Consider the following 22,781-nt stretch of genomic DNA (forward strand, 5'->3'; position numbering starts at 1 on the left):
TGGGCCCACAGAAGCCGCTCCGCAGTGGGGCCCCGGGCCTGACCTTCGCGCCAAAAGAAAACCGGCTGCCCAATCACTTGGGCAGCCGGTTTTTATCGTGCAAGAAGCGTGGGACTTATTCGTCGCCAGCGGCTTCTTCAACGACCGGACGATCGACCAGCTCGATGTAGGCCATCGGTGCGTTGTCGCCAGTGCGGTAGCCGCACTTCAGCACCCGGACATAACCGCCCGGGCGATTGACGTAACGCGGACCAAGCTCGTTGAAGAGCTTGCCGACGGCTTCCTTGGAGCGGGTGCGGCTGAACGCCAGACGGCGGTTTGCCACGCTATCCTGCTTGGCCAGGGTGATCAGCGGCTCGATATGACGACGCAGCTCCTTGGCTTTGGGCAGGGTAGTCTTGATCACTTCATGCTCGACCAGCGAGATGCACATGTTCTTGAACATGGCGTGCCGATGCGAGCTGGTCCGATTCAGATGACGACCACTCTTACGATGACGCATGATTGCTATTCCTTACCAAACTGGTGATTCGAGTCGGCACACTGGGTTCGACGCTGACACGAAGGCAGACACCTGGGCGTCTGCACGCGTCGTCGTTAGGCGGAAGCCTTGTCGTCTTTCAAGCTCGCCGGCGGCCAGTTCTCCAACCGCATACCGAGCGAAAGACCGCGCGAAGCCAGCACGTCCTTGATCTCGTTCAAGGACTTCTTGCCAAGGTTCGGCGTCTTGAGCAGCTCGACTTCTGTGCGCTGAATCAAATCGCCAATGTAGTAAATATTCTCGGCCTTCAGGCAGTTGGCGCTGCGAACCGTGAGTTCGAGATCATCCACGGGGCGCAGAAGAATCGGATCGATCTGATCTTCTTCCTCTTCGATTTCCTGCTCTCTGTCGGCCTCGAGATCGACGAAGGCGGCCAGCTGTTCCTGAAGAATGGTCGCACTGCGGCGAATCGCTTCTTCCGGATCCAGAGTGCCGTCGGTTTCGAGATCGATGACCAGCTTATCGAGATCGGTGCGCTGTTCGACACGAGCCGCTTCGACCGCATAGGACACGCGGCGAACTGGGCTGAACGTCGCATCCAGCTGCAGACGACCGATGGCACGGGATTCGTCCTCGTCGGAGAGACGCGCATCGGCGGGCTCGTAACCGCGACCCCGAACGATCTTCAGCTGCATTTTCAGCTCGCTGCCATCGTTGAGGTGGGCAATCACGTGATCCGGGTTGACGATCTCGACGTCATGGCCGACGGCAATATCGCCTGCGGTCATGACACCAGGGCCCTGCTTGTTCAAGGTGAGGACGGCTTCGTCGCGACCATGCATCTTGATGGCCACGTCCTTGAGATTCAGCAGAATCTCGATGACGTCTTCCTGAACACCCTCGATGGCGCTGTATTCGTGCAACACGCCTTCGATTTCCGCTTCGACAACGGCACAGCCGGGCATCGAAGAGAGCAGGATGCGACGCAGCGCATTCCCCAGGGTATGGCCGAAACCACGTTCGAAGGGTTCCAGCACGATCTTGGCGTGATGTGCACTGACCTCTTCGACCTTGATGTCGCGGGGACGGAGAAACTCTGTCACTGAACGCTGCATATGAACACCTTCCCAGGCTGCCAAACGAATATCGGTACTCCAGGCGGAAACCGGGCCGCCTGAACGGCCCGGCTCCAAGCCTTACTTGGAGTACAGCTCGACGATCAGGTTTTCGTTGATGTCGGCAGACAGGTCGCCGCGTTCCGGGACAGCCTTGAAAGTGCCTTCCATCTTCTTCGAGTCGATGTCGATCCAGGTCACGTCGCCGCGGTTGGCAGCGATGGACAGGGCCTGCTGGATACGGGCCTGGTTCTTGGCCTTCTCACGAACAGAAACGACGTCGCCGGGGCGCACCTGATAGGACGCCACGTTGACGGTACGGCCGTTGACCGAAATCGCCTTGTGGCTGACCAACTGACGTGATTCGTTACGCGTGGAGCCGAAGCCCATGCGGTAGACCACGTTGTCCAGTCGGCATTCCAGCAACTGCAGCAAGACTTCACCGGTCGCGCCTTTCAGGCGAGCGGCTTCCTTGTAGTAGTTGCGGAACTGGTTTTCGAGCACGCCGTAGATACGACGCACTTTCTGCTTCTCGCGAAGCTGCAAGCCGTAGTCGGAAAGACGCTGACGGCGCTGGCCGTGCACACCCGGGATCTGCTCGGATTTGCACTTCTTCTCGAAGGGAGTGACACCGCTCTTGAGAAAGAGGTCGGTACCCTCACGACGAGACAGTTTACACTTGGGACCTAGATAACGAGCCATGAGTCTGTCTCCTTAAACGCGGCGTTTCTTCGGCGGACGGCATCCGTTGTGCGGAATCGGCGTCGCGTCAGTGATGCTCTGTACACGGAAGCCGGCGGCATTCAATGCACGCACGGCAGACTCACGGCCAGGACCGGGGCCCTTGACCAGCACGTCGACGTTTTTCACACCATACTCGGCTGCAGCAGTCGCTGCACGTTCACTCGCCACTTGAGCTGCGAACGGGGTGCTCTTGCGAGAACCACGAAAACCCGAACCACCGGCAGTTGCCCAAGAAAGCGCATTGCCCTGGCGGTCTGTGATCGTCACGATCGTATTGTTAAAAGAGGCATGGATGTGTGCGACCGCATCCACGACCTGCTTTTTAACCTTTTTACGGTTACTACGCGGGTTAGCCATGTTGATGTATCCTGATCTTAAACGCCGGAACGTTAATTACTTACGAATCGGTTTACGCGGTCCCTTACGGGTACGCGCATTGGTCTTGGTACGCTGACCACGCAGCGGTAGACCACGACGATGGCGCAGACCACGGTAGCAACCCAAGTCCATGAGACGCTTGATATTCAGCGTCACATCACGGCGAAGGTCGCCTTCTACGGTGTACTTACCCACTTCGGTACGCAGGGTGTCGAGCTCTTCGCCTGACAGTTCCTGAACCTTGGCGTTCGGTGCGATGCCGGCAGCGACACAGATACTCTGTGCACGCGTGCGGCCAATCCCGTAGATGTAGGTCAGCGAGATCGCCGCATGCTTGTTGTCCGGGATATTGACGCCTGCAATACGGGCCATCAGCTTACTCCGAATGTTGAGCGGCTTGCTCGTTTAGTCGTCCACAAAGGGCGCAATAGCATACCCCTTAACCTCTCTCAAGGCAAGGGATATGCCACGGCCCGCTTTTTACTCGCAGCGCTAGGGTCAAATCAGCCCTGGCGTTGCTTGTGACGCGGCTCGGTACAAATCACGCGAACCGCACCGTTGCGCCGAATGATCTTGCAGTTACGGCACATTTTCTTTACAGAAGCTCGAACTTTCATCGTTCTCTCCAAATGCTCTCTGGCGGAGGCTCAGCGCGTCAGACCACCGCTACCGTAGCCTTTCAGGTTCGATTTCTTCATCACCGACTCATACTGATGAGACATCAGATGCGATTGAACCTGGGCCATGAAGTCCATGATTACCACGACCACGATCAGCAGCGACGTCCCGCCGAAGTAGAACGGCACCTGCCAGGCCACCACCAGGAACTGCGGCATCAACGAAACCAGCGTGATGTAGAGCGCCCCGAACAGGGTCAGCCGTGTCATCACCTTGTCGACGTAGCGCGCGGTCTGCTCACCCGGGCGGATCCCCGGCAGGAAAGCCCCTGACTTCTTCAGGTTGTCGGCGACATCCTTCGGATTGAACACCAGCGCCGTGTAGAAGAAGCAGAAGAACAGCACTGCCGCGGCAAACAGGATGATGTACAACGGCGCACCGGGGGCGAGTTGCTGCGATGCCACCTGCAGCCACTCGAATCCGTCGCCCTGGCCCAGCCACTGACCGATGGAACCCGGGAACAGCAAGATACTCGACGCGAAGATCGGCGGAATCACACCCGCCATGTTGACCTTCAGCGGCAGGTAACTGCTCTGCCCCGCATACATCTTGTTGCCGACCTGACGCCGCGGATAGTTCACCGTGATACGGCGCTGGCCGCGCTCGATGAACACCACGAAGGCGACCGTTGCGATACCCAGGATCGAGAGCGCCAGCAGCGGCAACACGTTCCACGCACCGTCATTGCGAGCCAGCTCGAACGATTGACCGATCGCGCTGGGCAGGCCAGCCACGATGCCGGAAAAGATGATCAACGAGATACCGTTGCCGATCCCCTTCTCGGTAATCTGCTCGCCCAGCCACATCAGGAATACCGCACCGGCCACGAACGTCACGATGGCCGTGAAGTAGAAGCTGACATCACCCGAATAAGCGACGCCCTGACCGACCAGACCAACTGACATCCCGGTCGCCTGGATCAGGGCCAGCAACACCGTGCCGTAGCGGGTGTACTGGTTGATCTTGCGGCGGCCGGCCTCGCCCTCTTTCTTCAGCGCTTCAAGCTGAGGCGATACCGCGGTCAGAAGCTGCATGATGATCGACGCGGAGATATACGGCATGATCCCCAGCGCGAAGATACTCATGCGCTGCAGCGCACCCCCCGAAAACATGTTGAACATGCCCAGGATGGTGCCCTGGTTCTCCCGAAACAGGGCAGCCAGCTGGTCAGGATCGATGCCGGGGACGGGGATGTGGGCACCGATGCGGTACACCACGATCGCGATGAAGACGAAACGCAGGCGCGCCCACAGCTCGCTGAGACCGCTACCCATGTTCGCCGGCATTTTTCCTGACTTAGCCATTTAGTCCTCTACCTTGCCACCGGCCGCTTCGATCGCAGCGCGTGCACCTTTGGTGACCTTGAGGCCACGCACGGTAACCGCCTTGCTCAACTCGCCGGACAGAACGACCTTGGCGTACTCGGTAGCATTCTTGAGCACGTTGGCCTTCTTCAGGCTGGCGAGGTCAGCAACGTCGCCCTCGACCTTGGCCAGCTCGGCCAGACGGACTTCTTCGGACACCAGCGACTTGGCCGAGGTGAAACCGAACTTCGGCAAGCGGCGCTGCAAGGGCATTTGACCGCCCTCGAAACCCGGCTTGACCGAACCGCCGGAACGGGACTTCAGACCCTTGTGGCCACGGCCACCGGTCTTGCCCAGGCCAGAGCCGATACCGCGGCCAAGACGCTTTTCAGCGTGCTTGGAACCCGGCGCCGGGCTTAAGCTATTGAGTTTCATGGATTACTCTCCCTCGACTCGAACAAGGTAGTTGACCTTGTTGATCATGCCGCGAACGGCGGGGGTGTCTTCCAGCTCGACCGAGTGCCCAATGCGACGCAGACCGAGACCGGTCATGGTCGCCTTGTGCTTCTGCAGGACACCGATGGTGCTGCGGGTCTGGGTGATTTTGATCGTCTGTGCCATGGTCACTTACCCCGCCAGCTCTTCGACAGACAGGCCACGCTTGGCGGCGATGTCTTCCGGAGATTGCATGGATTCGAGCCCCTTGATGGTGGCACGAACCACGTTCACCGGGTTGGTGGAACCGTAGCACTTGGCCAGAACGTCATGCACACCGGCCAGTTCGAGGACGGAGCGCATGGCACCGCCGGCGATGATACCGGTACCCTCGGAAGCGGGCTGCATGAACACCTTGGAAGCGCCGTGACGGGCGCGAACCGGGTACTGCAGCGTGCTGCCACTGAGACTGACCTTGACCATATTTCGGCGTGCCTGGTCCATGGCTTTCTGGATCGCGACCGGCACTTCACGTGCCTTGCCGCGACCGAAGCCAACCCGGCCGTTGCCATCGCCAACGACGGTCAGCGCGGTGAAACCGAAGATACGGCCACCTTTGACCACCTTGGCGACGCGGTTGACCTGCACCAACTTCTCTTGCAGGTCTCCGCCCTTCTGTTCGTTATTCGCCATCGTTAAACCCTTTAGAATTGCAGACCGCCTTCGCGTGCGGCATCAGCCAACGCCTTGACACGCCCGTGGTACTGGAACCCTGCGCGGTCGAAGGCAACCTGAGAGATGCCGGCATCCTTGGCGCGCTCGGCAATCAGAGCACCCACCTTGGCAGCCGCGTCAGCGTTGCCCGTGGCACCTTCGCGCAGGCTCTTGTCCAGCGTGGAAGCGCTGGCAAGGACCTTGCCGCCGTCCGGTGAGATGATCTGCGCGTAGATGTGACGCGGTGTGCGGTTGACGCACAAGCGGTTCACACCCAGATCGCGGATCTTGGCACGGGCGCGGCGGGCACGACGGAGACGAGATTCTTTCTTCGCGTTCATAACCCTGCCTTACTTCTTCTTGGCTTCTTTGCGGCGGACACGTTCGTCGCTGTAACGAACGCCTTTGCCCTTGTAGGGCTCCGGCGGACGGAAAGCGCGAATTTCCGCGGCCACCTGACCGAGTTTCTGCTTGTCCGCGCTTTTCAGCACGATCACGGTATTCTTCGGCGTTTCCGCCGTGACACCTTCGGGCAGCGTGTAGTCGATCGGGTGTGAGAAACCGAGTGTTAGGTTCAGCGTCTTGCCACTAGCCTGGGCACGATAGCCGACGCCATTGATTTCCAGCGACCGAGTGAAACCCTCGGAGGCGCCGGTGACCATGTTCTGGACCAGGGCACGCGTGGTGCCGACCATGGCCCAGGACTTCGCCTGTTCGCTCGGGGCGAAAACCAGCTGACCATCTTCCTGAGTGATCTTCACGTCGGGATGCACGGTCAGTTCAAGCGTGCCCTGGCCGCCCTTGACGGACAGCTGGTCGCCGTCGAACTTCACGTCGACGCCGCTGGGCAGTTTAACCGGATACTTGGCTACGCGAGACATTACTCACTCCTAGAATACGGTGCAGATGACTTCACCACCGACACCCGCCTGGCGTGCGGCACGATCGGTCATGACACCTTGGGAGGTGGTGACGATCGCCACACCCAGACCGTCCGCGACCTTGGGCAGTTCACTCTTGCCCTTGTAGATCCGCAGTGACGGCTTGGACATACGCTGGAGGTGCTCGATGACCGGCTTACCCTCGAAATACTTGAGGGTCACGGTCAGCTCGGGCTTGGTGCCCTCGGAGACCGTCGCGTCGGTGATGTAGCCTTCCTGCTTGAGTACGCGGGCCACTTCAACCTTGAGCTTGGAAGACGGCATGGTAACCGTCTCCTTGGTGGCCATCTGCGCATTGCGGATACGGGTAAACATATCCGCCAGAGTATCTTGCATGCTCATTACATTGCGCTCCTGAATTCCTCGACGTGGCTTACCAGCTGGACTTCTTCAGTCCAGGGACATCGCCACGCATGGCAGCTTCGCGCAGCTTGTTACGGGCCAGTCCGAACTTGTTGTAGTAACCGTGCGGACGGCCGGTAACGCGGCAGCGGTTGCGCTGACGGACCTGACTGGAGTCCCGCGGCAACTGTTGCAGCTTCAGCTGAGCGTCGAAGCGCTCTTCGTCAGAAGCGTTGACGTCATAGATGACGGTCTTGAGCGCGGCACGCTTGGCGGCGTATTTGTCGACCAGCTTTGCGCGCTTGAGCTCACGCTCAATCATGCTTTTCTTTGCCATGAATCCACCCTTATTGCTTGAACGGGAAGTTCAGCGCGCTAAGCAGCGCACGACCTTCTTCGTCGGTGATGGCGCTGGTCGTAATGGTGACATCCAGACCACGAATCCGGTCGATCTTATCATATTCGATCTCCGGAAAGATGATCTGCTCCCGTACGCCCATGGAGTAGTTGCCACGCCCGTCGAAGGATTTCGGGTTCAGACCGCGGAAGTCACGTACGCGAGGAATCGCGATGTTGACCAGACGATCCAAAAAGTCCCACATCCGTTCGCGGCGCAGCGTCACCTTGACGCCAATCGGCCAGCCTTCGCGGACCTTGAAGCCAGCGATGGACTTGCGCGCCTTGGTCACTACCGGCTTCTGACCGGAGAGCTTCTCCAGGTCGCCGACAGCATTGTCGATCAGCTTCTTGTCGCTGGTCGCTTCGCCGATGCCCATGTTCAGGGTCACTTTGGTGATCCGGGGCACCTGCATAACGTTGGCATAGCTGAACTGCTCTTTGAGCTGAGCCATGACCTCGTTCTGATAACGTTCTTTCAAGTTCGCCATTTTGCTACCCGACTCGCGTTAGGCGTCGATCTGCTTTTGCGTCGACTTGTAGATACGTACCTTGGTACCGTCTTCCTGCAGTTGGAAGCCGACGCGATCCGCCTTGCCGGTCTCCGCATTGAAGATGGCCACGTTGGACGCATGGATCGGAGCCTCACGCTCGACGATACCCCCCGGGTTGCCAACCATAGGATTGGGCTTGGTGTGGCGCTTGATCATGTTGACGCCCGAAACGACGTAACGGTCGTTCTCGAGGACGCGCTTGATCGTGCCACGCTTGCCCTTATCCTTGCCGGCGATGACGATGACTTCGTCGTCACGTTTGATCTTGTGCATATCCGCCTCGCTCCTTACAGCACTTCGGGCGCCAAGGAAATGATCTTCATGAACTTCTCGTTACGAAGTTCACGAGTTACCGGTCCGAAGATACGGGTGCCGATCGGCTGTTCGTTGGTGTTATTCAACAGAACCGCCGCATTTCCGTCGAAGCGGATCAGCGAACCGTCGTTACGACGGACACCGCTGCGCGTACGCACGACCACCGCCTTGAGGACCTGGCCTTTCTTGACCTTGCCCCGCGGGATGGCTTCCTTGACCGTCACTTTGATGATGTCGCCAACGCGGGCATAACGACGGTGTGAACCGCCCAGCACCTTGATGCACTGCACCCGGCGCGCGCCGCTGTTGTCGGCGACATCCAGCATTGTCTGCGTCTGAATCATTGGTTTTCTCCAAACCTAATCTGACTGCACTGGTTCAGAAGGCGCCTGTCGGGCTCAGCCCTTGGCCTGCTCGACCACCTCGACCAACGTCCAGGCCTTCTTCTTGGACAGCGGACGGCATTCCTGAATGGAAACCGTGTCGCCGAACTTGGCCTGGTTCGTCTCGTCGTGGGCGTGCAGCTTGGTGGAGCGCTTCATGTACTTGCCGTAGATCGGATGACGCTCGCGGCGCTCGATCAATACGACAATCGACTTTTCCATCTTGTCGCTCACGACCTTGCCGGTGAGCGTCCGAGCTTTGCTTGCTTCAGCCATTATTGGTCACCTGCCTTCTGGTTGAGCACAGTCTTGACGCGAGCGATGTCGCGACGAACCTGCTTGAGCAGGTGCGTCTGGCTCAGCTGGCCGGTGGCCTTCTGCATGCGCAGGTTGAACTGCTCGCGGAGCAGTTCGAACAGCTGCTCCTGCAGCGCATCGACTGACTTTTCACGCATTTCGTTGGCTTTCATCACATCACCGTCCGTTTCACAAAGGTGGTGGAGATGGGCATTTTCTGGGCCGCCAGAGAGAAGGCTTCACGCGCCAGCTCTTCGGAAACACCCTCGATTTCGTAGAGCACCTTGCCCGGCTGAATCTGGGCCACCCAGTACTCGACGGAACCCTTACCTTTACCCATACGAACCTCGAGAGGCTTGTTGGTAATCGGCTTGTCCGGGAATACGCGGATCCAGATCTTGCCACCACGCTTGACGTGACGGGTGATTGCACGACGACCCGCTTCGATCTGACGTGCGGTGATACGACCGCGATCGGTGGCCTTGAGACCGAAGTCCCCGAAGCTCACCTTGCTGCCGCGATGTGCCAGGCCGCGGTTACGACCTTTCTGCACCTTGCGGAACTTTGTACGCTTGGGTTGCAACATCGATCAGTCTCCCCTTACCTGGAACCTTTCTTCTTCGATGCGGGCGCCTGAGCTTGCTGCTTCTGCTTGGCACGCACCTCTTCGATGCCCCCGAGGATCTCGCCCTTGAAGACCCAGACCTTGACGCCGATGACGCCGTAGGTGGTGTGGGCTTCATAGGTGGCGTAATCGATATCGGCACGCAGCGTATGAAGCGGCACGCGGCCTTCGCGATACCATTCGGTACGCGCGATTTCGGCACCACCGAGACGACCGGAGAGCTGCACCTTGATGCCGCCGGCACCCAGACGCATGGCGTTCTGGACGGAGCGTTTCATGGCGCGACGGAACATCACGCGACGCTCGAGCTGACCGGCGATGTTCTGCGCGACCAGAGCGGCATCCAGTTCCGGCTTGCGGACTTCTTCGATGTTGACGTGCACCGGCACACCCATCATGCGGGTGACATCCTGGCGCAGACGATCGACGTCCTCGCCCTTCTTGCCAATCACGATGCCCGGACGGGCAGTGTGAATGGTGATACGGGCGTTGTTAGCCGGACGTTCAATGGTAATGCGGCTCACGGAGGCGTTCTTCAGACGCTCTTCGAGGAAGCGACGCACTTCCAGATCGTTGTTCAGCTTGTCGGCATAGGCACCGCGCTCGGCATACCAGACCGAGGTGTGATCCTTGACGATGCCCAGTCGGATACCGACTGGATTGACTTTCTGACCCATCTGGTCGACTCCTACTTCTCGGCTACCTTGACGGTGATGTGGCAGGTGCGCTTCAGAATGCGATCCGCCCGGCCTTTGGCGCGCGGTTGAATGCGCTTGAGCGTCATGCCCTCATCGACACAGATGGTCGAGACACGCAGCTCGTCGATGTCCATGCCGTTGTTTTCTTCCGCATTGGCAATCGCGGACTGCAGCACCTTCTTGACCAATTTCGCGGCTTTCTTCGGCGAGAAGGTCAGCACGTCGAGCGCTTCGGCGACCGGCTTACCGCGCACCTGGTCAGCCACCAAACGGGCCTTCTGGGCGGATAAGCTCGCGCCACGCAACTTAGCAGCGACTTCCATCTCTTAATCCTCTTGGCTTACCGTTTGGCTTTCTTGTCCGCTGCATGACCGCGATAAGTGCGGGTAGCGGCGAACTCGCCCAACTTGTGGCCGACCATCTCCTCGGAAACATGCACCGGGACATGCTGGCGACCGTTATGTACCGCAATGGTGAGCCCGACCATGTTGGGCAGGATCATCGAACGACGCGACCAGGTCTTGATCGGTTTGCGATCGTTCTTTTCCGTTGCGACGTCGACCTTCTTCAACAGATGAAGGTCGATAAAAGGACCTTTCTTCAGTGAACGTGGCACAGCCGTTACCTCTTAATGTCTGTTACTTGGACTTGCGGCGACGAACGATGAGTTTGTCGGTACGCTTGTTCTTGCGGGTCTTGTGGCCCTTGGTGGGAATCCCCCACGGGCTGACCGGATGACGACCGCCACTGGTACGGCCTTCACCGCCACCGTGCGGGTGGTCCACCGGGTTCATTGCGACACCGCGAACAGTCGGGCGCACCCCTCTCCAACGTTTCGCACCAGCCTTGCCCAATTGACGCAGGCTGTGCTCTGAGTTACCGACTTCACCCAAGGTAGCGCGGCACTCGGACAGCACGCGACGCATCTCGCCGGAGCGCAGACGCAAGGTTGCGTAGTTGCCTTCACGAGCCACCAGCTGAGCGCTGGCTCCGGCACTACGCGCGATCTGCGCACCCTTGCCCGGCTTCAATTCGATGCAGTGCACCGTGGAGCCGACCGGAATGTTGCGCAGCGGCAGCGCGTTGCCACGCTTGATGGCGGCGTTGACACCGGACTCCACCACGTCGCCGGCTTTGAGAGCCTTGGGCGCGATGATGTAGCGGCGCTCGCCGTCCATGTACTTCAGCAGCGCGATGTTGGCGCTACGGTTCGGATCGTATTCGATACGCTCGACGGCGGCCTTGATGCCATCCTTCGTGCGCTTGAAATCGATCAAACGATAGTGCTGACGATGACCACCACCGACGTGACGCGTGGTGATGCGGCCATTGTTGTTACGACCACCCGACTTCGACTGCTTCTCGACAAGCGCACCGTAGGCGCGACCCTTGTAGAGCTCGTCGTTGACGACTTTGACGACGTGACGACGACCGGCGGAAGTGGGTTTTGTCTTGACTACTGCCATGATCCGTACTCCTGCCTTACTCGGCGCCAGAGAAGTCTTCGAGCGTCTCGCCCGCAGCCAGGGTCACGTACGCCTTGCGGTAACCCTTGCGCAGACCAGTGCCGAAGCGAGTGCGTTTGGTCTTGCCCTTGACGTTGAGCACGGAAACACCGGCGACTTTCTTGCCGAACAGCGCTTCGACGGCTTTCTTGATCTCGGGCTTGGTCGCGTCCTGGGCCACCTTGAACACGTACTGATTGTTCTCGGCGGCGAGCGCGGCCTTCTCGGTCATGTGAGGTCCGAGCAGAACCTTGTATACGCGTTCCTGGTTCATCCCAGCTTCTCCTCGAATTTACGCAGAGCGGAGACGGTCATCAGCACCTTGTCGAAGGCGATCAGGCTGACCGGATCGGCTGCCGCAGCATCAACCACATCGACGTTGGGGATGTTGCGCGCGGCCAGATAGAGCTTCTCGTCGATCTCTTCGGTAACGATCAGCACTTTCTCGAGCTTCAGCTCGTTGAGCTTGCCGACCAACTCCTTGGTACGGGGCGCTTCGACGGCGAACTCTTCGACCAGCACCAGACGCTCCTGGCGAACCAGCTCGGACAGGATCGAACGCATCGCCGCACGGTACATCTTGCGGTTGACCTTCTGCGTGTAATCCTGCGGACGAGCGGCGAAGGTGACACCACCACTGCGCCACAGCGGCGAGCGGATGGTGCCGGCGCGCGCACGGCCGGTGCCTTTCTGGCGCCACGGCTTCTTGCCGCCGCCACGCACGTCGGAACGGTTTTTCTGGGCACGGGTACCCTGGCGGCCTGCCGCCAGGTAGGCGGTGACGACCTGGTGCACCAACGCTTCGTTGAAGTCTTTGCCAAAGGTCTCTTCGGACACTTCGACGGTGCCTGCGGCACCTACGAGATTCAGATTCATCGGTCTCAGTCCCCTCAGCGAGCTTTCACGGCACTGCGCACGACGACATCGCTGCCGGGTGCACCGGGCACGGCGCCCTTGATCAACAGAAGATTACGCTCGGTATCGATACGCACCACTTCCAGGGTCTGGACGGTGACGCGTTCGTTGCCCAGCTGACCAGCCATCTTCTTGCCTTTGAAAACGCGGCCTGGGGTCTGGCACTGACCGATGGAACCCGGCGCACGGTGGGACAGCGAGTTGCCGTGGGTGTTGTCCTGGGTACGGAAGTTCCAGCGCTTGACAGCGCCCTGGAAGCCCTTGCCCTTGGACGTACCGGTCACATCGACCTTCTGACCAGCTTCGAAGAGGGATACGGTGAAGGAACCGCCCAGCTCGGGAGTCTCATCGTCTTCGGAGAGACGGAACTCCATCAGGGAACGGCCTGCCTCGACACCCGCCTTGGCGTATTGACCAGCAATCGCCTTGGAGAGGTGCTTGGCTTTGCGGGAGCCAGTTGTAACCTGCACCGCACGATAGCCGTCAGACTCTACGGTCTTGACGCTCGTGATGCGGTTGGGCTCAACCTCGATAACGGTTACGGGCACGGATGCGCCATCTTCGGTGAAGACACGGGTCATGCCCGCTTTCTTACCGACCAAACCGATAGTCATGTTCAGTCTCCTTTAGTGTACGGGGCTATCACCCGCTATGGCTGCCCTTTCCAGAGCATTCCACTAGCACATTGTGTGGCGTCTCACGACGCGGCGGATGCTGTCGAACTCAGCGCCCGCTAGTGTCTAGTGTTGGTTTCAGTCGAGTTTAATCTGCACGTCAACGCCGGCGGCGAGATCGAGCTTCATCAGCGCGTCGACGGTCTTTTCCGTCGGCTCGACGATATCGAGAACGCGCTTGTGCGTGCGAATCTCATACTGATCACGCGCATCCTTGTTGACGTGCGGAGAGATCAGGATGGTGTAACGCTCGCGATTCGTCGGCAGTGGGATCGGACCACGTACCTGGGCGCCAGTGCGCTTGGCCGTATCCACGATCTCCTGAGCCGACTGATCGATCAGCCGATGGTCAAACGCTTTCAGCCGAATGCGAATCTTCTGGTTCTGCATTTACCTTATGCTCCACTGGATGCTGACGGCGCGAGCCGTCGACCCACGCGTTCAAAGGACGCGCATTATAGGAGAGCCCCGATCGAGAGTCAAACACCCTCTCCACCAAAGGCTACCGAATCCACATAGAAAAAGGGGCGCGTCAGCGCCCCTTCCTTGGCAATCACCGAAAGTGTTACTCGATGATCTTGGCGACCACGCCAGCGCCGACGGTACGACCGCCTTCGCGGATAGCGAAGCGCAGGCCGTCTTCCATGGCGATCGGTGCGATCAGGGTCACGACCATCTGGACGTTGTCGCCCGGCATGACCATCTCGACGCCTTCCGGCAGTTCACAGGTACCGGTCACGTCAGTGGTCCGGAAGTAGAACTGCGGACGATAGCCCTTGAAGAACGGGGTGTGACGACCACCTTCTTCCTTGGACAGGACGTAGACTTCGGCCTCGAACTTGGTGTGCGGAGTAATGGTGCCCGGCTTGGCCAGGACCTGACCACGCTCGACGTCGTCACGCTTGGTACCACGCAACAGCGCACCGACGTTCTCACCAGCACGACCTTCGTCGAGCAGCTTGCGGAACATCTCGACACCGGTAACGGTGGTCTTGGTGGTGTCGTGGATACCGACGATCTCGACTTCATCGCCAGTCTTGACGATACCGCGCTCGACACGACCAGTAACGACCGTACCGCGACCGGAGATGGAGAACACGTCTTCGATCGGCATCAGGAACGGCTGGTCGATGGCACGCTCCGGCTCCGGAATGTACTCGTCCAGCGACTTGATCAGGTTGGCAACGGCGGTGGTACCCATGCCATTGTCGTCCTTGCCTTCCAGCGCCATCAGCGCGGAGCCGATGATGATCGGAGTGTCGTCGCCCGGGAAGTCGTACTCGTTGAGGAGTTCGCGAACTTCCATCTCGACCAGCTCGAGCAGCTCTTCGTCATCGACCATGTCGGCCTTGTTCAGGAACACGACGATGTACGGAACGCCAACCTGGCGGGACAGCAGGATGTGCTCGCGAGTCTGCGGCATCGGGCCGTCAGCAGCGGAGCAGACCAGGATGGCGCCGTCCATCTGCGCAGCACCGGTGATCATGTTCTTGACGTAGTCGGCGTGCCCCGGGCAGTCGACGTGCGCGTAATGGCGAACTTCGGACTGATACTCGACGTGAGCGGTCGCGATGGTGATACCGCGCTCGCGCTCTTCCGGAGCGTTGTCGATGGAGTCGAACTGACGCCATTCGCCACCGAAGACTTCGGCGGAGACACGGGTCAGAGCTGCCGTCAGAGTCGTTTTACCGTGGTCGACGTGACCGATGGTGCCGACGTTGACGTGCGGTTTGGAGCGTTCAAATTTTGCCTTAGCCACTGCTATAACCTCTTTACGTTAGCTAACGGTTAACCGTTCTGATTGATGACGGCATCAACGACGCTGGAGGGCGCCTCTTCGTAATTCGCAAACTCCATGGTGTAGCTTGCGCGTCCCTGGGTCTGAGAACGCAGATCGGTTGCATAACCGAACATCTCAGCCAACGGAACCGTGGCGCGAATGACCTTGCCAGAAGAGGAGTCATCCATGCCCTGCACAAGGCCACGTCGGCGGTTGAGGTCGCCCATGACATCACCCATGAAATCCTCGGGAGTCACGACTTCGACCTTCATTACCGGCTCGAGCAACACGGCCTTAGCCTTACGAGCACCTTCCTTGATCGCCATGGACGAGGCGACCTTGAACGCAGTCTCGTTGGAGTCCACGTCATGGTAGGAGCCATCGAACAGCGTCACCTTGACGTCGATCATCGGATAACCCGCGATAACGCCGTTCTTGAGCTGTTCGTAAGCCCCTTTCTCGACGGCCGGCACGTACTCTTTGGGTACGACACCGCCGACGATCTCGGACGCGAACTTGAAGGACATCTCCTCGTCCTCGCCCTTGTCTTCGGCCGTCAGCGGCTCGATGCGCAACCAGACGTGACCGTACTGGCCGCGACCGCCCGACTGACGAACGAACTTGCCTTCCTGCTCCACCGACTGGCGGATGGTTTCACGATAGGCAACCTGCGGCTTGCCGATGTTGGCCTCGACCTTGAACTCGCGACGCATGCGGTCGACGATGATGTCGAGGTGCAACTCGCCCATGCCCGAGATGATGGTCTGGCCGGTCTCCTCGTCTGTCTGAACGCGGAAGGAAGGATCCTCCTGCGCCAGCTTGCCGAGGGCGACGCCCATCTTCTCCTGATCGGGCTTGGACTTCGGCTCGACGGCGACCGAGATGACCGGTTCCGGGAACTCCATCCGTTCGAGAACGATCTTGTCGTTCAGGTCACACAGCGTGTCGCCGGTCGTGACGTCCTTGAGACCGATACAGGCAGCGATGTCGCCGGCGTAGACCTCTTTGATCTCTTCGCGCGAGTTGGCGTGCATCTGGACGATACGGCCGACACGCTCTTTCTTCGACTTCACGGAGTTGAAAATGCTGTCGCCGGATTTCAGCACACCGGAATAGACGCGCATGAAGGTCAGCGTCCCGACGAAGGGATCGGTCGCGATCTTGAATGCCAGTGCCGCGAAGGGCGCGCTGTCATCCGCCTCGCGCGTGGCGATGGTGCCATCCTTGTCATCGAGCTCGCCCTCGATCGCCTTGACTTCGGTCGGCGACGGCAGGTATTCGATGACGCAGTCCAGAACGGCCTGAACGCCCTTGTTCTTGAACGCAGAGCCGCAGGTCACGAGAACGATCTCGTTGGCCAGGGTACGCGCGCGCAGACCGGCCTTGATATCCGCGATGGACAGGTCGCCCTCTTCCAGGTACTTGTCCATCAGCTCTTCGTTGGCTTCGGCAGCAGCCTCGACCATCTGCTCGCGGTACTTCTCGGCAGTCTCCTGCAGGTCGGCCGGAATATCGACCAACTCGTAGTTCATGCCGAAGTTCTCCTCGTCCCAGAGAATCGCTTTCATCTGGATGAGGTCGACCACGCCCTTGAACTCGTCTTCCGCGCCCCAGTTGATCTGGATCGGGACGACGTTGGCGCCCAGGCGGTCCTTCAACTGGTCCAGCACCATGTAGTAGTCGGCGCCGGCACGGTCCATCTTGTTGACGAACACCATGCGTGGCACTTCGTACTTGTTGGCCTGGCGCCAGACGGTCTCGGTCTGCGGCTGCACGCCGGAAGAGCCGCACAGCACGACGACCGCGCCATCCAGAACGCGAAGCGAACGCTCGACTTCAATCGTGAAGTCGACGTGCCCCGGCGTATCGATGATGTTGATGCGGTGCTCGTCGAACTGCTTGCTCATGCCCTGCCAGAAGCAGGTGGTCGCCGCGGAGGTGATCGTGATGCCACGCTCCTGCTCCTGCTCCATCCAGTCCATGACGGCAGCGCCTTCATGGACCTCACCCACCTTGTGGGACAGGCCGGTATAGAACAGGACACGCTCGGTAGTCGTCGTCTTGCCAGCGTCGACGTGGGCAACGATACCGATGTTGCGATAACGCTTGAGTGGTGTCTTGCGTGCCACGATGGAAGTCCCCGTTGATTAGAAGCGGTAGTGAGAGAAGGCCTTGTTGGCATCTGCCATGCGGTGCACGTCTTCACGCTTCTTCACAGCAGCGCCTTTACCTTCGGCGGCGTCCAGCATTTCGCCAGCAAGACGTTGCACCATGGTCTTTTCACCACGGCTGCGGGCGGCATCGACCAACCAGCGCATGGCCAGCGCCTGGCGACGTGACGGGCGAACCTCGACCGGCACCTGGTAGGTCGCACCGCCGACGCGGCGAGACTTGACCTCGACCATCGGCTGAATGGCCTCCAGCGACTTGTCGAAGATGTCCAGCGGCGCTTCGTTACTGCGCTCGGCAACCCGGTCCAACGCGCCGTAAACGATACGTTCAGCCACGGACTTCTTGCCGCTGATCATCAGGTGGTTCATGAACTTGGCCAGGCGCTCACTTCCGAACTTGGGATCGGGAAGGATCTCGCGCTTAGCGGCAACTCTTCTTCTTGGCATGATAAGCCCTCTAGTTAAGGGTCGTTCAGGTAAACCCGGCACGGCTCATCGCGGGTGGGCGATAGCGGCCGACCTTACTCTTATCTGACCGATAATGATTGGTGACAGCGTCCGGATCAGGACTTGGGACGCTTGGTGCCGTACTTGGAACGGCCCTGCTTACGGTTCTGGACACCGGAGGTGTCGAGCGCACCGCGCACGGTGTGATAACGCACACCCGGCAAATCCTTGACGCGACCGCCACGGATCAGGACCACGGAGTGCTCCTGCAGGTTGTGGCCTTCACCGCCGATGTAAGAGCTGACTTCGTAGCCGTTGGTCAGACGCACGCGGCACACCTTACGCAGCGCCGAGTTCGGCTTCTTGGGCGTAGTGGTGTAGACGCGGGTGCAGACCCCACGACGTTGCGGGCAAGCCTGCAGCGCCGGCACGTCGCTTGTCTCGACGGGGCGCTTGCGCGGCTTGCGCACGAGCTGGTTGATCGTTGCCATAATGTTTAGCTGACTCCAATGGGTTGCCTTGCCTCATGCCGGGGTGTTCGTGCATGAATCGCTTGCACTACCCCTACATAAAGGCTGCGCATTCTAATCAGTTGTCATGAGACCCGTCAAGGCCACCCACCCGAAGGTGGGCGGCCCGGGATCACGACCTATAGATCGTCGTCATCGGCATCGAGCGCGGTGAGCTGGGCACCCAGCTCCTGCTCGACGTCGAACGCCGACGGCTGCAGCGTGCGCTCGGACTCCTCGCGCTTGCGACGCCGCTCGTCGTGATGGGCGAGCCCGGTACCTGCCGGGATCAGGCGTCCCACCACCACGTTCTCCTTCAGGCCGCGCAGGTAGTCGCGCTTGCCCGTCACCGCGGCTTCGGTCAGCACGCGAGTCGTCTCCTGGAACGAGGCCGCGGAGATGAACGACTCGGTGGCCAGAGACGCCTTGGTGATACCCAGCAGCAGCCGCTCGTACTTGGCCGGGAACTTCTCTTCCTGCTCGAGACGGGCATTCTCCTCGAGCACCCGCACCAACTCGACCTGGTCGCCCGGGATGAAGGTCGAGTCGCCGGCGTCGGTGATCTCGACCTTGCGCAGCATCTGACGCACGATGACTTCGATGTGCTTGTCGTTGATGCTCACGCCCTGCAGGCGATAGACGTCCTGGATCTCGACGGTGATGTACTTGGCCAGTTCCGCCACGCCCAGCAGCCGCAGAATGTCGTGCGGGTTGCTCGGGCCGTCGGAGATGACTTCGCCCTTCTCGACCGTCTCGCCCTCGAACACCCCGATCTGACGCCATTTCGGGATCAGCATCTCCAACGGATCGCCCTCTTCCGGGGTGATCGTCAGACGACGCTTGCCCTTGGTCTCCTTGCCGAAGCTGATCGTACCGCTGATCTCGGCGAGGATGGATGGCTCCTTCGGCTTGCGCGCCTCGAACAGGTCGGCGACGCGCGGCAGACCACCGGTGATGTCCTTGTTGCCGGACGCTTCCAGCGGGATACGCGCGATGACTTCACCCACGCCGATCTCGGTGCCATTCTCCACCGCGACGATGGCACGGCCAGGCATCAGGTACTGCACCGGCGTGTTGGAGCCCGGCAGCGTGACGTGCTGACCATCCTCGCCCACCAGCATGATCATCGGACGCTTGTCGCGGCCGGAGGCCGGACGTGCCGCCGACTCGATCACCTCGATGTTGGACAGGCCGGTCATTTCGTCGACCGTGCGGGTCATGGTCAGACCTTCGGTCATGTCCGTGAACTGCGCCTTGCCCTGCACCTCGGCCACGACCGGGTGGGTGTGCGGATCCCACTTGGCGACGACCTGGCCGCCTTCGACGTGATCGCCATCCTTGACCGACAGCTCGGCACCGTAGGGCAGCTTGTAGTACTCGCGCTCACGGCCGTGGTCGTCGGCGACGGCCAGGGCACTGGAGCGGGAAACCACGATCAGCTTGCCATCGGCGCGTTCGACCGACTTGATGTTGTGCAGGCGCACGCTGCCGCCGTGCTTGACCTGCACGCTGTCCACCGCCGAGGCCCGCGATGCCGCACCCCCGATGTGGAACGTACGCATGGTCAGCTGGGTACCCGGCTCACCGATCGACTGGGCAGCGATGACACCCACCGCCTCGCCGATGTTGGCTTGGTGGCCACGGGCCAGATCACGACCGTAACAGGCCGAACAGACGCCATGAGACGTCTCGCAGCTGATCGGGCTGCGCACGATGATCTCGTCGACACCCATGGTGTCGAGACGCTCGCACCAGGCTTCGTCGAGCAGGGTGCCGCGCGGGATCAGTACGTCGTCGGTTTGCGGATCGATGACGTCCTGCGCCACGACCCGGCCGAGCACACGCTGTGCCAGCGAGACGATGACGTCGCCGCCCTCGATCACCGGATGCAGGGTGAGCCCCTCTTCGGTGCCGCAGTCCTCTTCGGTAATGACCAGATCCTGGGCCACATCGACCAGACGCCGGGTCAAGTAACCGGAGTTGGCAGTCTTGAGTGCCGTGTCGGCCAGGCCCTTACGCGCGCCGTGGGTCGAGATGAAGTACTGGAGTACGTTCAGACCTTCACGGAAGTTGGCGGTGATCGGCGTTTCGATGATCGAGCCGTCCGGCTTGGCCATCAGGCCACGCATGCCGGCGAGCTGACGGATCTGGGCCGCGCTACCACGGGCACCGGAGTCAGCCATGATGAACACGCTGTTGAACGAGTCCTGCTCGACCTGGTTGCCGTCGCGATCGGTCACGGTCTCTTTCGAGATACCGGCCATCATCGCCTTGGCCACCTTGTCGTTGGCCTTGGACCAGATATCGATGACCTTGTTGTACTTCTCGCCCGCGGTCACCAGACCGGAGGAGAACTGGTCCTCGATCTCCTTGACCTCGTCCTCGGCCGCGTCGACGATCTCGGCCTTGGCATCCGGGATGACGAAGTCGTTGACGCCGATGGAGGCGCCGGACCAGGTCGCCAGACGGAAGCCGGTGTACATCAGCTGGTCGGCGAAGATGACCGCGTCCTTGAGGCCGGTGCGGCGATAGACTTCGTTGATCAGACCGGAGATCGCCTTCTTCTTCATCGGGCGGTCGACCAGCTCGAACGGCATCCCCTTCGGCAGGATGCGGAACAGCAGCGCCCGGCCGACGGTGGTTTCCTTGATCGAGACGGTCTCGGTCAGCTCGGTGATCTCGCCATCCTTCTCGTCGGACAGCCACTCGGTCAGGCGGACCTTGACCCGGGCGTGCAGCGACACGTTCTGGGTCGCGAAGGCGCGATCCAGCTCGTTGAGGTTGGCAAATGCCTTGCCTTCACCCTTGGCGCCGATACGTTCGCGGGTCATGTAGTAGAGACCCAGCACGACGTCCTGCGACGGCACGATGATCGGCTCGCCGTTGGCCGGCGACAGCACGTTGTTGGTCGACATCATCAGCGCGCGCGCTTCGAGCTGGGACTCCAGCGTCAGCGGCACGTGGACGGCCATCTGGTCACCGTCGAAGTCGGCGTTGTAGGCGGCACACACCAGCGGGTGCAGCTGGATCGCCTTGCCTTCGATCAGCAGCGGCTCGAATGCCTGGATACCCAGACGGTGCAGGGTCGGGGCACGGTTGAGCAGTACCGGGTGTTCGCGGATGACGTCGGCGAGGATGTCCCACACTTCCGGCAGCTCGCGCTCGACCATCTTCTTGGCGGCCTTGATCGTGGACGCCTGCCCACTGCCCTGCAGCTTGGAGTAGATGAACGGCTTGAACAGCTCGAGCGCCATCTTCTTGGGCAGACCGCACTGGTGCAGACGCAGGGTCGGGCCCACGGTGATGACCGAACGGCCGGAGTAGTCGACGCGCTTGCCCAGCAGGTTCTGACGGAAACGACCCTGCTTGCCCTTGATCATGTCGGCGAGCGACTTCAGCGGGCGCTTGTTGGAACCGGTGATGGCACGACCGCGGCGACCGTTGTCGAGCAGCGCGTCCACAGACTCCTGCAGCATGCGCTTCTCGTTGCGCACGATGATGTCGGGCGCATTGAGGTCGAGCAGCCGCTTGAGGCGGTTGTTGCGGTTGATCACACGACGATAGAGGTCGTTGAGATCGGAGGTCGCGAAGCGGCCACCATCCAGCGGCACCAGCGGACGCAGGTCCGGCGGCAGCACCGGCAGCACTTCCATGACCATCCACGCCGGCGCATTGCCGGACTTGTAGAAGGCTTCCAGCAGCTTGAGGCGCTTGGAGAGCTTCTTGATCTTGGTCTCGGAGTTGGTCTGCGGAATCTCCTCGCGCAGCCGATCGATCTCCTCTTCCAGATCGATATCCTTGAGCAGGGCCTGCACGGCTTCGGCGCCCATGCGCGCATCGAAGTCGTCGCCGAACTCTTCCAGCGCCTCAAAGTACTGCTCGTCATTGAGCAGCTGGCCGCGCTCGAGGGTGGTCATGCCCGGATCGATCACGACGAACGATTCGAAATAGAGCACGCGCTCGATATCGCGCAGGGTCATGTCCAGGAACATGCCGATGCGTGACGGCAACGACTTCAAAAACCAGATGTGCGCCACCGGCGAGGCCAGCTCGATGTGGCCCATGCGCTCGCGGCGTACCGCGGCCTTGGTCACCTCGACCCCACACTTCTCGCAGATGATGCCGCGATGCTTCATGCGCTTGTACTTGCCGCACAGGCACTCGTAATCCTTGACCGGCCCGAAGATCTTGGCGCAGAACAGCCCGTCACGCTCAGGCTTGAACGTACGGTAGTTGATGGTCTCCGGCTTCTTGACTTCGCCGTATGACCAGGAGCGAATCATCTCTGGCGACGCGAGGGTGATCTTGATCGCGTCGAACTCGTCAGATTGCGCCTGTGACTTGAGGACTTTCACCAAATCTTTCATGGGATCGCTCCGT

At 60.3% G+C, this 22,781-nt stretch carries 33 protein-coding genes; all 33 read right to left on the bottom strand.

Annotation, left to right across the window (positions count from 1 at the left end):
• Window positions 1-115 precede the first annotated feature (115 nt).
• Window positions 116-502, bottom strand: a complete 387-nt coding sequence (rplQ, locus tag DOM54_RS16330; protein ID WP_071230729.1) for a 50S ribosomal protein L17 — start codon at window positions 500-502, stop codon at window positions 116-118.
• Window positions 503-597: 95 nt separating this feature from the next.
• Window positions 598-1,596 (bottom strand): DNA-directed RNA polymerase subunit alpha, encoded by a 999-nt coding sequence (locus tag DOM54_RS16335; RefSeq protein ID WP_110603329.1) that lies wholly within the window; start codon window positions 1,594-1,596, stop codon window positions 598-600.
• A gap of 81 nt (window positions 1,597-1,677) precedes the next feature.
• Window positions 1,678-2,298: a 30S ribosomal protein S4 gene (gene rpsD / locus DOM54_RS16340; protein WP_110603327.1), complete on the bottom strand. Its 621-nt coding sequence runs from the start codon at window positions 2,296-2,298 to the stop codon at window positions 1,678-1,680.
• Between the two features lie 12 nt (window positions 2,299-2,310).
• A complete protein-coding gene (rpsK, locus tag DOM54_RS16345) occupies window positions 2,311-2,697 on the bottom strand; it encodes a 30S ribosomal protein S11 (protein ID WP_009723883.1) in 387 nt (128 codons plus the stop codon).
• Between the two features lie 36 nt (window positions 2,698-2,733).
• Window positions 2,734-3,090, bottom strand: coding sequence for a 30S ribosomal protein S13 (gene rpsM / locus DOM54_RS16350; RefSeq protein WP_110717367.1), 357 nt, complete (start codon window positions 3,088-3,090; stop codon window positions 2,734-2,736).
• 131 nt (window positions 3,091-3,221) lie between these two features.
• Complete coding sequence (gene rpmJ, locus DOM54_RS16355; protein ID WP_031384759.1) at window positions 3,222-3,335, bottom strand: 50S ribosomal protein L36; 114 nt, start codon at window positions 3,333-3,335, stop codon at window positions 3,222-3,224.
• A gap of 30 nt (window positions 3,336-3,365) precedes the next feature.
• Window positions 3,366-4,700 carry a preprotein translocase subunit SecY gene (secY, locus tag DOM54_RS16360; RefSeq protein WP_110717368.1) on the bottom strand — a complete coding sequence of 445 codons (1,335 nt, stop codon included), beginning with the start codon at window positions 4,698-4,700 and terminating at the stop codon, window positions 3,366-3,368.
• Window positions 4,701-5,135 (bottom strand): 50S ribosomal protein L15, encoded by a 435-nt coding sequence (gene rplO, locus DOM54_RS16365; protein ID WP_110603323.1) that lies wholly within the window; start codon window positions 5,133-5,135, stop codon window positions 4,701-4,703.
• Window positions 5,136-5,138: 3 nt separating this feature from the next.
• Window positions 5,139-5,321, bottom strand: a complete 183-nt coding sequence (rpmD, locus tag DOM54_RS16370; protein ID WP_110603433.1) for a 50S ribosomal protein L30 — start codon at window positions 5,319-5,321, stop codon at window positions 5,139-5,141.
• A 6-nt stretch (window positions 5,322-5,327) separates the two neighbouring features.
• On the bottom strand, window positions 5,328-5,828 hold the full coding sequence (gene rpsE / locus DOM54_RS16375; protein ID WP_071230722.1) for a 30S ribosomal protein S5: 501 nt from the start codon (window positions 5,826-5,828) through the stop codon (window positions 5,328-5,330).
• 11 nt (window positions 5,829-5,839) lie between these two features.
• The gene (gene rplR, locus DOM54_RS16380; protein WP_110603321.1) at window positions 5,840-6,190 is read right to left on the bottom strand and encodes a 50S ribosomal protein L18; all 351 of its coding nucleotides are present in this window, start codon (window positions 6,188-6,190) and stop codon (window positions 5,840-5,842) included.
• A gap of 9 nt (window positions 6,191-6,199) precedes the next feature.
• Window positions 6,200-6,730: a 50S ribosomal protein L6 gene (gene rplF, locus DOM54_RS16385; RefSeq protein ID WP_110603320.1), complete on the bottom strand. Its 531-nt coding sequence runs from the start codon at window positions 6,728-6,730 to the stop codon at window positions 6,200-6,202.
• A 9-nt stretch (window positions 6,731-6,739) separates the two neighbouring features.
• On the bottom strand, window positions 6,740-7,132 hold the full coding sequence (rpsH, locus tag DOM54_RS16390) for a 30S ribosomal protein S8 (RefSeq protein WP_110603318.1): 393 nt from the start codon (window positions 7,130-7,132) through the stop codon (window positions 6,740-6,742).
• Between the two features lie 31 nt (window positions 7,133-7,163).
• Window positions 7,164-7,469, bottom strand: a complete 306-nt coding sequence (rpsN, locus tag DOM54_RS16395) for a 30S ribosomal protein S14 (protein WP_110603316.1) — start codon at window positions 7,467-7,469, stop codon at window positions 7,164-7,166.
• A 10-nt stretch (window positions 7,470-7,479) separates the two neighbouring features.
• Entirely contained in the window at window positions 7,480-8,019 is a 540-nt protein-coding gene (rplE, locus tag DOM54_RS16400) for a 50S ribosomal protein L5 (RefSeq protein WP_110603314.1), read from the bottom strand.
• A gap of 18 nt (window positions 8,020-8,037) precedes the next feature.
• Window positions 8,038-8,355 (bottom strand): 50S ribosomal protein L24, encoded by a 318-nt coding sequence (gene rplX / locus DOM54_RS16405; protein ID WP_075563676.1) that lies wholly within the window; start codon window positions 8,353-8,355, stop codon window positions 8,038-8,040.
• A gap of 14 nt (window positions 8,356-8,369) precedes the next feature.
• On the bottom strand, window positions 8,370-8,741 hold the full coding sequence (rplN, locus tag DOM54_RS16410) for a 50S ribosomal protein L14 (protein ID WP_075571386.1): 372 nt from the start codon (window positions 8,739-8,741) through the stop codon (window positions 8,370-8,372).
• 54 nt (window positions 8,742-8,795) lie between these two features.
• On the bottom strand, window positions 8,796-9,056 hold the full coding sequence (rpsQ, locus tag DOM54_RS16415) for a 30S ribosomal protein S17 (RefSeq protein WP_110603312.1): 261 nt from the start codon (window positions 9,054-9,056) through the stop codon (window positions 8,796-8,798).
• Window positions 9,056-9,250 carry a 50S ribosomal protein L29 gene (rpmC, locus tag DOM54_RS16420; RefSeq protein WP_071230713.1) on the bottom strand — a complete coding sequence of 65 codons (195 nt, stop codon included), beginning with the start codon at window positions 9,248-9,250 and terminating at the stop codon, window positions 9,056-9,058. Before rpmC ends, rpsQ begins: the two co-directional genes overlap by 1 nt.
• Window positions 9,250-9,663 carry a 50S ribosomal protein L16 gene (gene rplP, locus DOM54_RS16425; protein ID WP_035470382.1) on the bottom strand — a complete coding sequence of 138 codons (414 nt, stop codon included), beginning with the start codon at window positions 9,661-9,663 and terminating at the stop codon, window positions 9,250-9,252. The genes rpmC and rplP overlap by 1 nt, the downstream gene beginning before the upstream one ends.
• 14 nt (window positions 9,664-9,677) lie before the next feature.
• Complete coding sequence (gene rpsC / locus DOM54_RS16430) at window positions 9,678-10,379, bottom strand: 30S ribosomal protein S3 (protein WP_110717369.1); 702 nt, start codon at window positions 10,377-10,379, stop codon at window positions 9,678-9,680.
• Window positions 10,380-10,390: 11 nt separating this feature from the next.
• Window positions 10,391-10,723, bottom strand: a complete 333-nt coding sequence (gene rplV / locus DOM54_RS16435) for a 50S ribosomal protein L22 (RefSeq protein WP_035470378.1) — start codon at window positions 10,721-10,723, stop codon at window positions 10,391-10,393.
• Window positions 10,724-10,740: 17 nt separating this feature from the next.
• On the bottom strand, window positions 10,741-11,016 hold the full coding sequence (rpsS, locus tag DOM54_RS16440; RefSeq protein WP_075563680.1) for a 30S ribosomal protein S19: 276 nt from the start codon (window positions 11,014-11,016) through the stop codon (window positions 10,741-10,743).
• A gap of 22 nt (window positions 11,017-11,038) precedes the next feature.
• Complete coding sequence (gene rplB, locus DOM54_RS16445; protein ID WP_110603309.1) at window positions 11,039-11,866, bottom strand: 50S ribosomal protein L2; 828 nt, start codon at window positions 11,864-11,866, stop codon at window positions 11,039-11,041.
• Between the two features lie 16 nt (window positions 11,867-11,882).
• Window positions 11,883-12,179 (bottom strand): 50S ribosomal protein L23, encoded by a 297-nt coding sequence (gene rplW / locus DOM54_RS16450; RefSeq protein WP_110603307.1) that lies wholly within the window; start codon window positions 12,177-12,179, stop codon window positions 11,883-11,885.
• Window positions 12,176-12,781 (bottom strand): 50S ribosomal protein L4, encoded by a 606-nt coding sequence (rplD, locus tag DOM54_RS16455; RefSeq protein ID WP_110710471.1) that lies wholly within the window; start codon window positions 12,779-12,781, stop codon window positions 12,176-12,178. The genes rplW and rplD overlap by 4 nt, the downstream gene beginning before the upstream one ends.
• A gap of 14 nt (window positions 12,782-12,795) precedes the next feature.
• Window positions 12,796-13,434 carry a 50S ribosomal protein L3 gene (gene rplC / locus DOM54_RS16460; protein ID WP_110717370.1) on the bottom strand — a complete coding sequence of 213 codons (639 nt, stop codon included), beginning with the start codon at window positions 13,432-13,434 and terminating at the stop codon, window positions 12,796-12,798.
• A 138-nt stretch (window positions 13,435-13,572) separates the two neighbouring features.
• A complete protein-coding gene (rpsJ, locus tag DOM54_RS16465) occupies window positions 13,573-13,884 on the bottom strand; it encodes a 30S ribosomal protein S10 (RefSeq protein WP_035470365.1) in 312 nt (103 codons plus the stop codon).
• A 175-nt stretch (window positions 13,885-14,059) separates the two neighbouring features.
• A complete protein-coding gene (gene tuf, locus DOM54_RS16470) occupies window positions 14,060-15,253 on the bottom strand; it encodes an elongation factor Tu (protein ID WP_110603301.1) in 1,194 nt (397 codons plus the stop codon).
• Window positions 15,254-15,282: 29 nt separating this feature from the next.
• Complete coding sequence (gene fusA, locus DOM54_RS16475; RefSeq protein WP_110603299.1) at window positions 15,283-17,403, bottom strand: elongation factor G; 2,121 nt, start codon at window positions 17,401-17,403, stop codon at window positions 15,283-15,285.
• A gap of 18 nt (window positions 17,404-17,421) precedes the next feature.
• The gene (gene rpsG, locus DOM54_RS16480) at window positions 17,422-17,892 is read right to left on the bottom strand and encodes a 30S ribosomal protein S7 (RefSeq protein WP_110603297.1); all 471 of its coding nucleotides are present in this window, start codon (window positions 17,890-17,892) and stop codon (window positions 17,422-17,424) included.
• A 116-nt stretch (window positions 17,893-18,008) separates the two neighbouring features.
• Entirely contained in the window at window positions 18,009-18,383 is a 375-nt protein-coding gene (gene rpsL / locus DOM54_RS16485) for a 30S ribosomal protein S12 (RefSeq protein WP_110603295.1), read from the bottom strand.
• Between the two features lie 158 nt (window positions 18,384-18,541).
• Window positions 18,542-22,768, bottom strand: a complete 4,227-nt coding sequence (gene rpoC, locus DOM54_RS16490; RefSeq protein WP_110717371.1) for a DNA-directed RNA polymerase subunit beta' — start codon at window positions 22,766-22,768, stop codon at window positions 18,542-18,544.
• Between the last annotated feature and the right edge of the window lie 13 nt (window positions 22,769-22,781).

This window comes from Salinicola acroporae (genome assembly GCF_003206615.1).
GTDB lineage: Bacteria > Pseudomonadota > Gammaproteobacteria > Pseudomonadales > Halomonadaceae > Salinicola > Salinicola acroporae.

Excerpts from the sequence above, each read along its gene's own strand:
- rpmD (WP_110603433.1), bottom strand. The coding sequence starts at position 5,321 with ATGGCACAGACGATCAAAATCACCCAGACCCGCAGCACCATCGGTGTC.
- rpsG (WP_110603297.1), bottom strand. The coding sequence starts at position 17,892 with ATGCCAAGAAGAAGAGTTGCCGCTAAGCGCGAGATCCTTCCCGATCCC.
- rplX (WP_075563676.1), bottom strand. The coding sequence starts at position 8,355 with ATGCACAAGATCAAACGTGACGACGAAGTCATCGTCATCGCCGGCAAG.
- rpsC (WP_110717369.1), bottom strand. The coding sequence starts at position 10,379 with ATGGGTCAGAAAGTCAATCCAGTCGGTATCCGACTGGGCATCGTCAAG.
- rpmC (WP_071230713.1), bottom strand. The coding sequence starts at position 9,250 with ATGAAAGCCAACGAAATGCGTGAAAAGTCAGTCGATGCGCTGCAGGAG.
- rplE (WP_110603314.1), bottom strand. The coding sequence starts at position 8,019 with ATGGCGAACTTGAAAGAACGTTATCAGAACGAGGTCATGGCTCAGCTC.
- DOM54_RS16335 (WP_110603329.1), bottom strand. The coding sequence starts at position 1,596 with ATGCAGCGTTCAGTGACAGAGTTTCTCCGTCCCCGCGACATCAAGGTC.
- rplV (WP_035470378.1), bottom strand. The coding sequence starts at position 10,723 with ATGGAAGTCGCTGCTAAGTTGCGTGGCGCGAGCTTATCCGCCCAGAAG.
- rplF (WP_110603320.1), bottom strand. The coding sequence starts at position 6,730 with ATGTCTCGCGTAGCCAAGTATCCGGTTAAACTGCCCAGCGGCGTCGAC.
- rplQ (WP_071230729.1), bottom strand. The coding sequence starts at position 502 with ATGCGTCATCGTAAGAGTGGTCGTCATCTGAATCGGACCAGCTCGCAT.
- rpsH (WP_110603318.1), bottom strand. The coding sequence starts at position 7,132 with ATGAGCATGCAAGATACTCTGGCGGATATGTTTACCCGTATCCGCAAT.
- rpsN (WP_110603316.1), bottom strand. The coding sequence starts at position 7,469 with ATGGCAAAGAAAAGCATGATTGAGCGTGAGCTCAAGCGCGCAAAGCTG.
- rplB (WP_110603309.1), bottom strand. The coding sequence starts at position 11,866 with ATGGCAGTAGTCAAGACAAAACCCACTTCCGCCGGTCGTCGTCACGTC.
- rpsM (WP_110717367.1), bottom strand. The coding sequence starts at position 3,090 with ATGGCCCGTATTGCAGGCGTCAATATCCCGGACAACAAGCATGCGGCG.
- rpsL (WP_110603295.1), bottom strand. The coding sequence starts at position 18,383 with ATGGCAACGATCAACCAGCTCGTGCGCAAGCCGCGCAAGCGCCCCGTC.
- rplO (WP_110603323.1), bottom strand. The coding sequence starts at position 5,135 with ATGAAACTCAATAGCTTAAGCCCGGCGCCGGGTTCCAAGCACGCTGAA.
- rpsE (WP_071230722.1), bottom strand. The coding sequence starts at position 5,828 with ATGGCGAATAACGAACAGAAGGGCGGAGACCTGCAAGAGAAGTTGGTG.
- secY (WP_110717368.1), bottom strand. The coding sequence starts at position 4,700 with ATGGCTAAGTCAGGAAAAATGCCGGCGAACATGGGTAGCGGTCTCAGC.
- rpsJ (WP_035470365.1), bottom strand. The coding sequence starts at position 13,884 with ATGCAGAACCAGAAGATTCGCATTCGGCTGAAAGCGTTTGACCATCGG.
- rplR (WP_110603321.1), bottom strand. The coding sequence starts at position 6,190 with ATGAACGCGAAGAAAGAATCTCGTCTCCGTCGTGCCCGCCGCGCCCGT.
- rpsK (WP_009723883.1), bottom strand. The coding sequence starts at position 2,697 with ATGGCTAACCCGCGTAGTAACCGTAAAAAGGTTAAAAAGCAGGTCGTG.
- rplD (WP_110710471.1), bottom strand. The coding sequence starts at position 12,781 with ATGAATCTGAATCTCGTAGGTGCCGCAGGCACCGTCGAAGTGTCCGAA.
- rpsD (WP_110603327.1), bottom strand. The coding sequence starts at position 2,298 with ATGGCTCGTTATCTAGGTCCCAAGTGTAAACTGTCTCGTCGTGAGGGT.
- rpoC (WP_110717371.1), bottom strand. The coding sequence starts at position 22,768 with ATGAAAGATTTGGTGAAAGTCCTCAAGTCACAGGCGCAATCTGACGAG.
- rplN (WP_075571386.1), bottom strand. The coding sequence starts at position 8,741 with ATGATTCAGACGCAGACAATGCTGGATGTCGCCGACAACAGCGGCGCG.
- rpsQ (WP_110603312.1), bottom strand. The coding sequence starts at position 9,056 with ATGGCTGAAGCAAGCAAAGCTCGGACGCTCACCGGCAAGGTCGTGAGC.
- rplP (WP_035470382.1), bottom strand. The coding sequence starts at position 9,663 with ATGTTGCAACCCAAGCGTACAAAGTTCCGCAAGGTGCAGAAAGGTCGT.
- rpmJ (WP_031384759.1), bottom strand. The coding sequence starts at position 3,335 with ATGAAAGTTCGAGCTTCTGTAAAGAAAATGTGCCGTAACTGCAAGATC.
- rplW (WP_110603307.1), bottom strand. The coding sequence starts at position 12,179 with ATGAACCAGGAACGCGTATACAAGGTTCTGCTCGGACCTCACATGACC.
- rplC (WP_110717370.1), bottom strand. The coding sequence starts at position 13,434 with ATGACTATCGGTTTGGTCGGTAAGAAAGCGGGCATGACCCGTGTCTTC.